At 66.8% G+C, this 12786-nt stretch carries 13 protein-coding genes; 8 read left to right on the top strand and 5 right to left on the bottom strand.

Annotated features, from left to right (window positions below; translation table 11 throughout):
- Positions 1–27 precede the first annotated feature (27 nt).
- From ACWHYV_RS18890 to rfaE2, 3 genes are read right to left on the bottom strand one after another with little or no spacing between them, the layout of a single operon-like run.
- Positions 28–1035, bottom strand: a complete 1008-nt coding sequence (locus ACWHYV_RS18890) for a radical SAM protein (protein ID WP_447978032.1) — start codon at positions 1033–1035, stop codon at positions 28–30.
- Positions 1035–1865 (bottom strand): glycosyltransferase family 2 protein, encoded by an 831-nt coding sequence (locus ACWHYV_RS18895; RefSeq protein ID WP_447978033.1) that lies wholly within the window; start codon positions 1863–1865, stop codon positions 1035–1037. The genes ACWHYV_RS18890 and ACWHYV_RS18895 overlap by 1 nt, the downstream gene beginning before the upstream one ends.
- A gap of 15 nt (positions 1866–1880) precedes the next feature.
- Positions 1881–3410 (bottom strand): D-glycero-beta-D-manno-heptose 1-phosphate adenylyltransferase, encoded by a 1530-nt coding sequence (gene rfaE2, locus ACWHYV_RS18900; RefSeq protein WP_447978034.1) that lies wholly within the window; start codon positions 3408–3410, stop codon positions 1881–1883.
- A 216-nt stretch (positions 3411–3626) separates the two neighbouring features.
- Here rfaE2 and ACWHYV_RS18905 point away from each other — a divergent pair, with 216 nt between their 5' ends.
- The 4 genes from ACWHYV_RS18905 to ACWHYV_RS18920 all read left to right on the top strand — a co-directional run bounded on the left by ACWHYV_RS18905 (position 3627) and on the right by ACWHYV_RS18920 (position 8214).
- Positions 3627–5036 carry a Do family serine endopeptidase gene (locus ACWHYV_RS18905; RefSeq protein WP_447978035.1) on the top strand — a complete coding sequence of 470 codons (1410 nt, stop codon included), beginning with the start codon at positions 3627–3629 and terminating at the stop codon, positions 5034–5036.
- 117 nt (positions 5037–5153) lie between these two features.
- Positions 5154–5570, top strand: coding sequence for a nickel-responsive transcriptional regulator NikR (nikR, locus tag ACWHYV_RS18910; RefSeq protein WP_447978036.1), 417 nt, complete (start codon positions 5154–5156; stop codon positions 5568–5570).
- Between the two features lie 6 nt (positions 5571–5576).
- Positions 5577–7604 (top strand): TonB-dependent receptor, encoded by a 2028-nt coding sequence (locus ACWHYV_RS18915; RefSeq protein ID WP_447978037.1) that lies wholly within the window; start codon positions 5577–5579, stop codon positions 7602–7604.
- Positions 7605–7611: 7 nt separating this feature from the next.
- Complete coding sequence (locus ACWHYV_RS18920) at positions 7612–8214, top strand: DNA-3-methyladenine glycosylase (protein ID WP_447978038.1); 603 nt, start codon at positions 7612–7614, stop codon at positions 8212–8214.
- Positions 8215–8265: 51 nt separating this feature from the next.
- Here the strand turns inward: ACWHYV_RS18920 and truD are convergent, their stop codons facing one another.
- A complete protein-coding gene (gene truD, locus ACWHYV_RS18925; RefSeq protein ID WP_447978039.1) occupies positions 8266–9330 on the bottom strand; it encodes a tRNA pseudouridine(13) synthase TruD in 1065 nt (354 codons plus the stop codon).
- A gap of 32 nt (positions 9331–9362) precedes the next feature.
- Here truD and ACWHYV_RS18930 point away from each other — a divergent pair, with 32 nt between their 5' ends.
- Positions 9363–9986, top strand: a complete 624-nt coding sequence (locus ACWHYV_RS18930) for a hypothetical protein (RefSeq protein WP_447978040.1) — start codon at positions 9363–9365, stop codon at positions 9984–9986.
- Positions 9983–10813 carry a metallophosphoesterase gene (locus ACWHYV_RS18935; RefSeq protein WP_447978041.1) on the top strand — a complete coding sequence of 277 codons (831 nt, stop codon included), beginning with the start codon at positions 9983–9985 and terminating at the stop codon, positions 10811–10813. Before ACWHYV_RS18930 ends, ACWHYV_RS18935 begins: the two co-directional genes overlap by 4 nt.
- A gap of 7 nt (positions 10814–10820) precedes the next feature.
- On the opposite strand, the gene ACWHYV_RS18940 is transcribed toward ACWHYV_RS18935, so the two are convergent.
- Positions 10821–11453, bottom strand: coding sequence for a HEAT repeat domain-containing protein (locus ACWHYV_RS18940; RefSeq protein WP_447978042.1), 633 nt, complete (start codon positions 11451–11453; stop codon positions 10821–10823).
- Positions 11454–11536: 83 nt separating this feature from the next.
- Between ACWHYV_RS18940 and ACWHYV_RS18945 the strand changes: the two genes are divergently transcribed.
- Both ACWHYV_RS18945 and ACWHYV_RS18950 read left to right on the top strand, forming a co-directional pair.
- Entirely contained in the window at positions 11537–11992 is a 456-nt protein-coding gene (locus tag ACWHYV_RS18945) for a MarR family winged helix-turn-helix transcriptional regulator (protein ID WP_447978043.1), read from the top strand.
- A 14-nt stretch (positions 11993–12006) separates the two neighbouring features.
- Positions 12007–12786 (top strand): MBL fold metallo-hydrolase, encoded by a 780-nt coding sequence (locus ACWHYV_RS18950; protein WP_447978044.1) that lies wholly within the window; start codon positions 12007–12009, stop codon positions 12784–12786.

Below are 12786 nucleotides of genomic sequence, written 5' to 3' on the forward strand. Positions count from 1 at the left end.
TCAGCACTCAGCACTCAGCACTGAGGACTAAAAAGTTCCTTTATAGACCGAGCAGGACCGGCAGACCTCAGGAGGATCATCCGAGTCCAGGCGGCGGCGGAAGTCCTCGTAGGCCTCACCGGTCCAGACCGGCTCGATGCCCCGTTCGGCGACGTCGCCCAACTGGATCCGATCCGGGGTCGAGACCATGCAGCACGGCAACGCGAGGCCTTGATAGCTCACGTACAGCCCGCGCCAGGGCCAGTCGCAGCGCCGAGGGCCGGGGGTCCCGGGCGGATGCAAGCGCGCTCTCGTCCGGGGCAGGCGCAGCCGGACCCCGAGCCGGGCGGCCACCTCCGACGCCTCGTTGAAATACCGTTCGATCCGTCCTTCGTCTTCGTCGAGGAGCGTTTCGCGCTGCACGAGCTCGCGCATCCCCGCATAGCGAGCAGGCAGGGTGGATTCTCCGAAATCGTGGCAGAGGTGCTGAACGAAGAGCTCGTCGACCGACCACTCCCAGGCAAGCCGGACGAGCGCGGGGAGCTCCTGGAGGTTCCGGCGCATCACCACCATCACGAGGCCGATCGCGGGACTGGAGGCCTCCAGCCGGCCGCGGGCCTCCACCAGGGCGGTGAGGTTCCTGACGACGCGGCGGAAGCTCGCACCCACCCGGATGCCTTCATACGTCTCGGCGGTGGCCCCGTCGATCGAGACCCGGATGGAGGCGAGCCCGCTCGTCACGCACCGCTCCGCCCATCCCGGGCGCAGCAGCGTCAGGTTGGTGTTGGTCGTCACCCGGATGCCCTTCGCGGCCGCATAGGCCACGAGATCAAAAAAGCGGGGGTGCATCAAGGGCTCGCCCAATCCCTGGAGATGAAGCTCCTGGAGCCCGGTGCACTGATCCATCAGCCGGGTGAACCGCTCATACGGCATGACGGCGGGACTGCCGTCGGGCGGACCGTCCTCGCGGAACTGCACGGAGCACATCCGGCACCGGAGGTTGCACTGGCCGACCGGCTCGATCTGAATGAATCGGGGAGCGTCGACGGTAGGCATCACCTGACCACAGGCTCGTGGATCAGGTGGCGCAGGACCTTCGGCGCGTCCACCCGGCGATCCACGATCGTCGTCGGCAACTGCTGATGATAGACTCCGGAAGGGATCAGTCCGCACCCCCCGTACTTGGCCATGACCCTGAGCTGCGCCAAGACGTCCTCGCCACAGTGCTCCTCCGGGAGGTCCCGCCAAAACGAGAACCCGCCGGCCTCGCGAAGCTTCGCGGTCTCGTAGAGCACGCAGCCCCCCACCCATGCGACGCGGTACGTCCGCTGTGTCTCGGGCGTCAGCCTCAACCGCTGCTGGAGGTGGAAGAGGTTCGCCGCGTTGTGCAAGACGTGCCGATTCCATTCCCGGCTGCCCGGGGTCACGGATTCCGGACGGACGGGGCCGTCCCAGAATTCGATCCCCTGCTCGTGCGGGCGAACGTCGTGCAGCAGGCTCAGGCCGATCACCGCCGCACCGACGAAGCCGCACTGCTCCTGCTGCACGGCCCGCCACAGACGTCCGAGCACATCGGGCTCCACGATGACGTCGTCGTCGAGAAACAAGGCATACGGTGCGGTCGCACAGTCGAGCAGGAACTGGCGCTGCTCGGCCATCCCGCGGCGCGGCAGATGGCTGTGCAGCTCGATGTCGTGTCCATGGACCCCGAGAGCACGGAGCACCGCCTGGAGCTCACCAGTCATCGTGATCGACGTCTGGTCGCTTTGGTCCGAGATGACGACGCGGAAGTCGCGGAAGGTTTGACCGAACAGGCTGGTGAGGGTGACGGCCAGCGCGTGAGGACGCCGGTACGTGGGGATCAGGACATCGATCGCAGCCGCCATGCTCTCCCTATCAGCTCAGCCCACGGGCGGGGGGCCGGCGACCTGTGTCTTCATCACGCCCCTGGTCCGGGCCGGGATGCGACCGTCCGCCGCCGCCCGTATCCGTTCGATGATCCCGGTCGTCGATTGGTCCTCGACGTAGGGCAGGAACCGAATGGACCCGCCGAGCGCCTCGACGACGGGAGCTTCGGGCAGCGTCTCCCTCGTGTAGTCGCCCCCTTTCACGTAGACGTCGGGGCGCAAGGCCTCGAGCAGGCTCGTCGGCGTATCGTCGTCGAAGGCGATCAAGTGATCGATGGAGCTGAGCGCCGCCAACACCTGCAGGCGGTCTTCCAACGGGTTGATCGGACGGCGCGGGCCCTTGAGGCGCTGCACGCTCCCGTCGGAATTGACGCCGACGATGAGGACGTCGCCCAGGGCTTTGGCATGGTTGAGATAGGTGATATGACCGCTGTGAAGAAGGTCGAAGCAGCCGTTCGTAAAGACGATTCGCCGCCCCTGCTCCCGGTACCACAGTACCCGCGCCGTCAGCCGGCGCAGATCCGACACCTTCCCCTCGGGCGCGATGTAGTCACGCACCTCGTCCGCGGCGCAGACGGCCGTGCCGTCCTTCGCGACGACGACCGCCGCGGCCGCCGACGCCAACTCCGCGGCCGCCGGTGTGTGCGCGCCGATCGCCAGCGCCATCGTCAAGGCGGCGACGAAGGTATCGCCGGCGCCGGCGGCACGGGCGTGGCGGGCCGGTCGGGCATAGGTCCGGTACACGGGGCGATCCCGCTCGAAGAGCAGCGCCCCGTCGGTATCGAGCGTCACCGCCGCGATCTGGGCGCCGGTCAGCTCCAGGATGCGCGGCCCGGCCTCGTGCAGGACGTCGGCGCGCGCGCCCGTCGGCGGCTTGCTTCGGCCCAGCAAGTCGAGGGCTTCCGCATAATTCGGCTTGACCGCGGTCGCCCCGACTTTGCGAAAGCGGCGCAGTTGGCTTCGGGAATCGACCACGAGGACCCGCGGAAGACTGCGCTGGAGATCCGCGAGCGCGCTGATCATCAACGGCGACCAGACGCCAGCCCCATAGTCGGAGACGATGATCGCGTCGTGCTCGGCGAACAGATCCACCAGCCGGCCGACCAGCCATTGTTCCGCCCGATGATCGAGCGGCCCTTCGGTGCCCTCGTCGAAGCGGACGAGAATCTGGGAGTCGGCGACCACGCGCTGCTTGGTGACGGTCCGGCGGGCGGCGTGCTTGAGCAGGCCGGTGACCGCCACGCGGTGACCCCGCAAGACATCGCACAGCACGTCGCCCTCCCGATCATCCCCCACGACCGACAGGATCGTCGCCTGGGCGCCCAAGCTCGCCACGTTCGCCGCCGTATTGGCGGCCCCGCCCGGGGCATATCTTCGGTGCGCGATGGAGACGATCGGAACCGGCGCTTCTCGGCAGAGTCGCCCCGTGCCGCCTTCCAGATACCCGTCCAGGATCGCATCCCCCACGACGAGGACCCGGACGCTGAGAAAGGCATCGATCAGTTGCGCCAGATGTGTATTCACGCCCTAGCCCGTTTCTGTTCCTTGTAGACCCGCCCAGGCAGTTTCCCCTATCGGGGCCGGGCTTATTCGGCTGTAAAGAAGCAACGCCCGGACTATCAGCGCCGTCCGTACACCGAACCCCGGGGGGCCGGACGACCACGAGCCAGATTTCGATTTACTCCGACCGGGGCCCCTTGTAGTATCACGGCCCGTACAGTCGCGTAGTCCGGAGGGCGGATGCAGGAGATATGTCGGCGGGGGCTGCTGGCCTTGCTGTTCGTCTGCGCCCCGACTCTGACCGGGGCGGTCGAGCCTCCCGCGCCGCCCGCCTCCCCGCCTGCACACGTTGATCTCCAGGCGCAGATCAAGGCGACGGCGGCGAAGGTCATCCCCGCGGTGGTGAACATCGCGTCCACCGTCCTGATTCGCGACCAAACCCCGTTCGACGAGGGCCCGCTGTTCGGGACCTTGCCTCAGCCGCCCCCGCTCCGGCAGTACGGGCAGGGATCGGGCGTCATCGTCTCGCCGGACGGCTACATCGTCACCAACAACCACGTCGTGGCGGAGGCGGCCGAGGTCGACGTCCTCCTGGCGGACCGCCGGCAGTTCAAGGGACGGGTGATCGCCACCGACCCCAAGACCGATGTGGCGATCGTCAAGATCGATGCGACCGGCCTCCCGACGATCCCCTGGGGCGACTCGAGCAAATTGGGAGTCGGCGACTTCGTGCTCGCGATCGGCAATCCCTTGGGGTTGAACCAAACGGTGACGTTCGGGATCGTGAGCGCCGTGGGGCGGGCGGACGTCGGCATCGCCGACTATGAGGACTTCATCCAGACGGACGCGCCGATCAACCCCGGGAACTCCGGCGGCGCGCTCGTGAACATCAAGGGTGAATTGATCGGGATCAACACGGCCATCGCGAGCCCGACCGGGTCCAGCATCGGCGTCGGCTTTGCCATCCCGAGCGTGATGGCCCGGACGGCGATGCAAAGCCTGCTGAAGACGGGTCGGGTGGTCCGCGGGTTTCTCGGCGCTTCCACGCAGGACGTGACCCCGCTGCTCGCCAAACTGTTCAAGCTTCCCGACGTCAAAGGCGCGATCATCACGGAACTGATGCCGAAGGGGTCCGCGGAGAAGGCCGGGCTCAAACGCGGCGACGTCGTCGTGCGCTTCGACGGCAAGGAGATCGTCGACCCCGGTCGATTGCAGAATCTCATCGGGAGCGCGCCCATCGGGAGCAAGCACCGGCTGGACGTCGTCCGTGACGGCAAACTCGAGCAGGTGGAGCTGACGATCCAAGAAGCGCCGCGAGAACGGATCCGCCGGGCGCCGCCCGCCCCGCGCGTGGAGTCGGCCGCCAACCCGCTGAGCGGCGTGCTGGTCGATGAGATGCGGCCGATGGTGGCCCGCCAGCTCGGCTTGGTCGGCGTCAACGGGGTGATCGTCACGGCGGTCGAGGAGAACAGCGCGGCGGAAGCCGCCGGGCTCCTGCAAGGGGACGTGATCGTCGAGGTGAACCGCCAGCCGACGCCGAGCCTGCTCGCCTATCAGCGCCTGGTCGAGCCGCTCCGGTCCAAAGACCCGACCCTGCTCCTGATCAACCGTCAGGGCACGTTTTTCTACGTGCCGATCGAAGCCGAATAGCGCGCAGACAGAAGGCCCCACTCCGCCCGCGCGGCGCCCCACGCGGCTGAAATCCGTTGACGCCCGGCCTTGGCGGTGTTACTGTTTTTCACTTCGTGTTACCGTCACGTGGCGTCGATGAAGAAGCTCGTCCGCTTCGGGGTCTCGCTCGACCATCACCTGCTGGATGATTTCGATCGGCATATCGCGCGCAAGAAGTATTCGACCCGATCGGAAGCCCTGCGCGACCTCATCCGCGACACGCTCGTCGGCAAGGAGTGGGACGAGGACAAGGAAACCGTCGGGACGATCACGATCGTCTACGATCACCACGTGCGCGCGCTGACCGACACGCTGACCGCCATCCAGCACCGCCATCACAAGCACATCCTGTCCGGGATGCACGTCCATCTGGACCACGCCCATTGCCTGGAAGTCCTGGTCGTGCGGGGCAAGGGGTCCGACATCCGGAAGCTCGCGGACATCTTGATCGGCACGAAGGGCGTCAAGCACGGCAGGCTGGCGATGACGACGACTGGCAAACGCCTGAGTTGATCCCTCGTGACCGGCCGCCTGCTCGTGTACGCCCTGCTCGCGCTCTCCGCCCCTCGCCTTCTGTCGGCCCACGAACCCGATGAGGAGCTCACCCTGCCGCAGGTGGAGGTGAGCATCGGCCGGCCGGGTTCCGCCTCCTCCCAGCAGTTCATCCCGGACCGGGAGATCCTCCTGCAGCCGCAAGGCCGGCCGGCCTACCTGTTGCGGCTCATTCCCGGCTTCGTGAGCGTGGAGCATTCGGGCGGGGCCGGCAAGGCCGACCAGTATTTCCTGCGGGGCTTCGACGCGGACCATGGGACGGACATCGCGTTCTTCGTGGACGGCATGCCGATCAATCTTCGGAGCCACGCGCACGGGCAGGGCTACACGGATTTGAACTTCATCATTCCCGAGACGATCCAAGGGGTGGACGTGCACAAGGGCACGTACGACCCGCGGTTCGGCGACTTCGCCACCGCCGGCGCCGTGACCTTCATCACCCGCGACCGGCTCGCGGAGGGGATCCTGCAGTCGGCGGGCGGGCAATTCGACACGCAGCGCCATCTCTTGATGCTGTCCCCGACGCGCGACCGCCTGCGGACCTTCTTCGCGGCGGAGGGCTATTACACGAACGGGCCCTTCGAGCACGACAACCGGTACGCACGGTTCAATGGCCTCGCCAAGGCGACGATGAATCCGACGCCCCGCTCCGAGTTGAGTCTCACCGGCACGTTTCACACCGCCCGGTGGAACGCCTCGGGGGAAATTCCGCTCCGTGCGGTCACCGGAGGCCTCATCGATCGGTTCGGCGCGATCGATCCCTCGGAAGGCGGCAGGACCACCCGAGCCACCGGCCGTCTCAACTATCACTACGACACGCCGTCGGGCGGCACGGCGTTCGCCAACCTCTATGCGCAATCGTATCGGTTCGATCTGTTCACCAACTTCACGTTCTTCCTCGACGACCCGGTGCACGGCGACGGGATCCAGCAGTCGGATCGGCGGCTCCTGTACGGCGGCGACCTGGGGTGGCGGCAGGCCGGTGAGCTCTGGGGAATGGCCGGGGCGGCGACGCTCGCCCTTGAGACGCGGGTGGATGACATCCACGCCCGGCTCGGGACACAGGTCAGGCGCTCGCCGCTCGGCACGATCACCGATACGGACATCCTCGAGGCTTCTTACGCGCCCTATGTGAAAGCCGAGATCCAGCCCCTGGAGTGGCTGCGGCTTGCCGGCGGGCTTCGGGCGGCGTTCTTTACGTTCGATGTCCGCAACCGGTGCCCATCCTGTCCGCTGACGCCCGCGGGCCGGACGGACAGCGCGATCCTCACGCCGAAGCTCAATGTGATCCTCGGCCCCTGGCGCCGGACGGAGCTCTTCTTCAATTACGGCGAGGGCTATCACAGCAACGATGCGCGGGCTGCGGTTTCGGGGGGTGCGGCCCTCGCACGCGGGCGCGGCTATGAGCTGGGCCTGCGGACACGACCCTGGGCGCAGGCGGAGCTGACCGCGACGCTGTGGGCGCTCGACTTGAGCTCGGAACTGGTGTTCGTGGGCGATGCCGGAACGACCGCGGCGAGGGGAGCGACCCGGCGCTATGGAGTGGAGGTCGGAACCCGTGCGCAGGTCTTCGGGCCGCTGTTCTTCACCGGGAGCGTCACCTGGACCCACGCGGAGTTCCGTACCGGCGAGGCGATTCCACTAGCGCCGGAGGTCACCGCCTACGGCTCCGTGTTGCTGCGGTGGCCGGAAGGGCTCTCGTCCCAACTTCAGATCCTCTACCTCGGCGTCCGCCCGCTCACGGAGGACCGGAGCGTGCGTGCCCCTTCCTGGGTCGACATCGATCTCATCCAGCGGTACGTCCTGCCCGTCAAGCTGTCCCGCGGCCGCTTGGAAGCGTTCCTGAGCATCGTGAACCTGCTCGACACCAAGTGGGAGCAGGCGACGTTCTTTTTCCAATCCCGGTTGCGGCAGGAAGCGGCGCCGGTCGAGGATATCCACTTCGTGCCCGGCACGCCCCGCATGGTGATGGGCGGCGTGGCATGGTATTTTTAGCGACGAGATGGCGCGCCGCACCCCGGCAAGGATCCTGGACCGTGCCTACTTCGATCGGCCGACGCTCGAGGTCGCCAGAGGCCTGCTCGGGCACTATCTCATCCGCGACACGAAAGAAGGGACACGGGTGGGGCGGATCTACGAGGTGGAAGCCTACGTGGGTCCGGACGACAAGGCCTGTCACGCCTCCAAGGGCCGCACCGCACGGACCGATGTGCTGTTCGGACCGCCTGGGCTCGCCTATGTCTACCTCATCTACGGCATGTACCATTGTCTCAACGTCGTCACCGAGCGGGAGGGCTTTCCGGCGGCGGTGCTGATCCGCGCGGTTGAGCAGCGCCTTTCCCCGCCCGTCCTCATCGACGGACCCGGCCGCCTGTGCCGCGCTTTCCAGATCGACCGCACGCTGAATCGCTGGGATCTGACCCTGGGCCGGGCGCTCTGGATCGAGGACCGGGGTGAGCGGGTCCACGACACCGACATCCTGGCCGCCCCACGGATCGGCGTGGACTACGCCGGCGAATGGGCGGCGAAGCCATGGCGGTTTCGTCTGAAGTCGGCCGCGATCCCGGCCGAGCGGGCTCATCCGGGCAGAAGGACCCGAAGGTAACAGGCCCTTGTGCCGGAGGAAGGAAGGGCGAGCCCGGTCCGGCTCGGCCGCTTACCGGCGCTTGCCGTCGATTTCTTCGGTCTTCATCAATTCCCGCAACACGTTAGTCGCATACCCGCCCGGCGGCAGCGTAAAGCTCACGCGCAGCACTCGTGCTTCGAGCGACCAGTGCAGATCGTCCGCCTTGAGGCGCAGCGCTCGGCGCTCGCCCCGGAAGCCGCAGCGTGCCGCCGCCTCGCGCAGCGATTCGGGCGTCTCGCCGCAGGCTTGGACCACGGCTCGTTCGATGTCGCCGGGCTCCCCGGACGCCCACGGTGCGCGGGAGCCGAACAAAAGGGCCGTCGGGCTGATTTCGAACGCGTCCGCCCGCGGCTGCTCCTTGTCGCCGTCCTCGACGTGAAAACAGGCGCCGTTGGCGTGCTTGATCGCCCAATCGCCGGTCAGCATGCGATCCAACCGGGTGAGCCGCGCCGCCAGCATCTGATTGAAGAGGAACGATTGGTACGCGTGGAGGAACCAGAGCCGCTCCCGCCGCGGCATCCGGTTCCGCCGCGTGGGATCCCGCAGGAGGGCGGCCCCCGTTTCGTAGTTCACGCCGTGCCGGCCTTGCCGCTGCGGCCCGAAGTAATTCGGCACACCGCGGCGGCCGAGCTCGGCCAGAATGAGCGGGGTCACGGAGGCCGCATCCCGGCTGACTTCATGGAGCGTCAGACGGAAACGGTTGCCCGCATGGTGACCGGTCCGCAGCCGATTCCGGTGGCGTCCCAGGACCTCGACGGCGAGGATGCGCGGATCACGGGTCGCCCGCGCAACGATGTCTGGCTCGATCCCCTGCACCGACACCATTTGGGTGGTCACCGCCCGGGCATCCTTCAGCCCGGCCACCCCGATGCACCGGGCCTTCACCCCGAACACCGAGGCCAGATGGGCGACCATCTGCGGCGTGCCCAGGCCCCGCTTTTTCACTCGCAAATACAGGTGCTCGCCTTGACCGCACGGAAGATACAGCGGCTGCTCTTCGACCTCGAAATCCTCCGGCTCGGCTCTCGCCGTCCCCCCGATACCCGGAATCTCATCGGTCAAATATGGAAGGCGGCTCTCCCCGCGCTCCGTCATCTCGCGCCTCCCGATCGTGTTATACTGACGGCGTGCGTGCCCATCGGCCCTTCTCCATCGTCTTCGGCATCGGTCTCGTCCTCGGTCTGCTGCCGTCCGTCACCCAGGCGGACGTGGACGTGTTCGGGGCATTCACGACCCATATCCAACGGCAGATCCGCCTCGACAAGCAAGCCTTCGTGACCGCGCAAGTCTGCACCCAATGGTTTTACAAAGAGCTGTACCGGAAACCGGAGCGGCCTCAGGCCGGGACGGTCGCACTCGTGCCTCGGAAGGCCGCGGGCGTCCTCAAGGATGTCTCCGAATGCCGGACGCGCTACCCGGAAGGCCTCGACAGCGCACGGCAGGACTCCACCAAGACCCAATCGACCCTCTCGCTCAGCCTGACGTTCTACGAGCTGGCGCTCGTCGGCGATCGGGACGACGACGGCCGCTACAACGACGTCGAGCTGCGGGATGTCTTCGAGTCGTTCGGCCTGCCCTTCAACGAGGTCCTTCCGCCCTCGGCGCACGTCGCGATGTTGACCCGCCAGTTCGACGGGATCCAGGAGCACGGCGGCTTGGAAGCGGTCATGACGGGCATGGGGCTGTTGTACGATCGCGGCTATCGGCTGAGCCAATCGGACCGGGCCGCCATCGCGAACGTCACAGAATGATTCGGCACCTTCGCCCCCGGCTCCTCAAGACCCGTTTCAGGGTCGCCCACCGATCGTCGCTCCTCGTCCACCATCTGTTCACCCGTTTCCCGCGGTTGGAGCTCGGGCATTCCGAGGTGGAGGTGACGCGCATCGAATGCCGGCATCGGCCGCTGGCGGGGCGGCGCGCCGTCCAGATCACCGACCTCCACCTCGACCGATATCAGCCGCGGCACGATGTGCTGCTGGCCGCGATCGCCAACCTCGCGCCGGACTGGGTGTTCGTCACCGGCGACCTCTTGACGGTGGCGTCCGGCGTCCCGCACCTCTTCCGGTTTCTCACGGCGCTCCGCCGGATCGCCCCGGTCTATCTCACGCTCGGGAACCACGACCATTACAGCGGCGTGTCCCTGCACCGTTACCGCGACCTCGCCAAACGGCACGATCTCCACCTCCTCGTCAATGATAGGATCCATGTCCCGTGCGGGAGCGGCGAGTTGGCGATCGTCGGTCTCGACGATCCGTCGCTGCATCGGGCCGACCTCGCCTGCTTGCCGCCGGCTCGCGCCGGCCGGTTCACCTTGCTGTTGGCCCATGCACCGAGCGTGCTCGACCTGTTGGACCATTCCCACGTCGTGGATCTGATCCTGTGCGGCCACAGCCACGGAGGACAGTGGCGCCTCCCCTCCCGGCGCTCGGTCTATCTTCCGTACGGCTGTAAGGGACGGGCCAGCGGCTACTACTACCAAAACGGGCATTGCCTCTACGTGAACCGGGGGATCGGCTGGTCGGTCCTGCCCATGCGCTGGAACTGCCCGCCGGAAATCGTCCTGGTGGAGTGGCGCTGACCCCGCATCATGTGATCCGTTCCAGTGCTTCCCGGGCCCGGCTCCGCACCGTCTGATCCCAATCCTCTTTCACCATGAAGGCCAGCTTCTCTTTGGCTTCCACGGCCTGAAGCCGGCCCAAGCCGAGCGCCGCACAGGATCGGACATAGGCATGATCATCGTCGAGGGCCTTGAGGAGGAGCGGGATCACCCGTTTGTCCTGGAGCACGCCCAAATAACTCGCCGCCATCGCTCGGATCCGATGCTGTTTGTCCCCAACCGCCGTCTTCAAGGTCGCCGTCAAGACCTCCACGAGCGCGGGCGCCACCGGCTCCAGTCCTTCGAGGCGGTAGCGGTTCACTTCGATCAAGGCAAACGCCAAGTCGCGCCGCTTCTCGGCGTGGGTTTCCTGTAGGAATCGCGCCATCAGCCTGGCTCGTCGCCGACGCCGTTCACGCCGGGCTCGGATCTTTCGGACGACCACGGAGACGACCGTCGCGGCCGCGAGCCCCGCGGCGGCGAGCGGCACGGCCTGCTCGATGATGAGGTCTTGGGTCTCCGGCGCCAGCCGCTTCCAGATCCACACGGCCGCAACGACGGCGCCGATGAGCGTGAGCACGGCGGTGAGGCTGGCTTGTCCTCTTTCGCGCGCGGGCGTCATGATCGTGCATCTTAGCCCGCTCACCCCGTCGATTCCTACTCTCGCCGATTGACTCCCCATTCTAATTAGGACATATACACGTCATGGTCGACATTCCGGATTTCAAGGACGATCCCTACTTGAAGGTGCTCCGGCCGCTGGTGGAAGCTTACTTGGCCTTCGCCCGCGCGGATAACCGGCACATCCGGGCCATGCACCTGACCCCCTCCCAGTTCGACGTCATTGCGACGCTCGGCGATACCGACGGCATGACCTGCTCGGAGCTCTCCGAGGCGACCTTGGTGACGAAGGGCACGCTGACCGGGGTGTTGGATCGCTTGGAGGGCAAGGGCCTGATCCAACGGGACGCGGTGGCCGAGGATCGGCGCCGGACGAAGATTCGGCTGACCGAGAGAGGCCGGGCGGTGTTCGAAAAGACGTTCTCGGCGCACGCCGCCTTCCTGCGCCCGTTCTTCGAACGCGCGCTGACCCAGAAAGAAGCCGATTTGGCGCGAACGTTCCTCCTCCGGCTTCGGGACAGCTTCCAGCGCATGCCGTGACCGAGCGCACGCCCATGGAGAAGCGCGCTCCGCGCTCGCTGATGCGTCTCACGGTTCTCGGCTCCGGCACCAACCTGCATCCGTCCCGAGCCGGCGCGGGGTACCTGGTCGAGACCGATCATGCCTTCCTGTTGGACCTCGGCCCACGGTCGCTGACCAACCTGATCGCCACCCCGGTCGATCGCCATGCCGTGCAGTATCTTTTGTTCTCGCACTTCCATGCCGACCACTTCTCCGACTTCATTACCTACTTCTTCGACGAGGTCTACTACTCGCGGCACGTCGGCCGGCGGCCGGACGTGACGATCATCGGCCCTCGCGGCACCCGCGCGCTCTTCCGGACGATCCTTTCGACGTTCCCGAGTTTCAACCGGGCGGCCTTTCGGGTCCGGATGCGGGAGGTGGCCGACCGGCCCTTTCGGATCGGAGAGACGACCATCACCCCTCGCACCGTCACCCACAGCGCCTCGCTGCATTGCGTCGGCTATCGGCTGGAATATCGAGGCCGCGTGCTCGCCTACTCGGGCGACGCGCAGTACTGCCGGAATCTCGTCGCGCTCTGCGACGGCGCGAACGCGGCCGTCGTCGACTGTTCGTATCCGGTTCAAGCGGCGGGGCCAGGGCACCTGCATGCGGAAGACTGCGGACGCATCGCGCACGAGGCCGGCGTCGGGCGACTCGTCCTCTCGCATTTCTATCCGGTGGCCGAACGCTACGACGTGAAAGCTCAGGCAGGTGAACGCTTTTCAGGCAGGATTACCAAAGCACGGGACTTGCTGCGGATCACGCTCTGA

The organism is Candidatus Nitrospira bockiana (assembly GCF_965152565.1).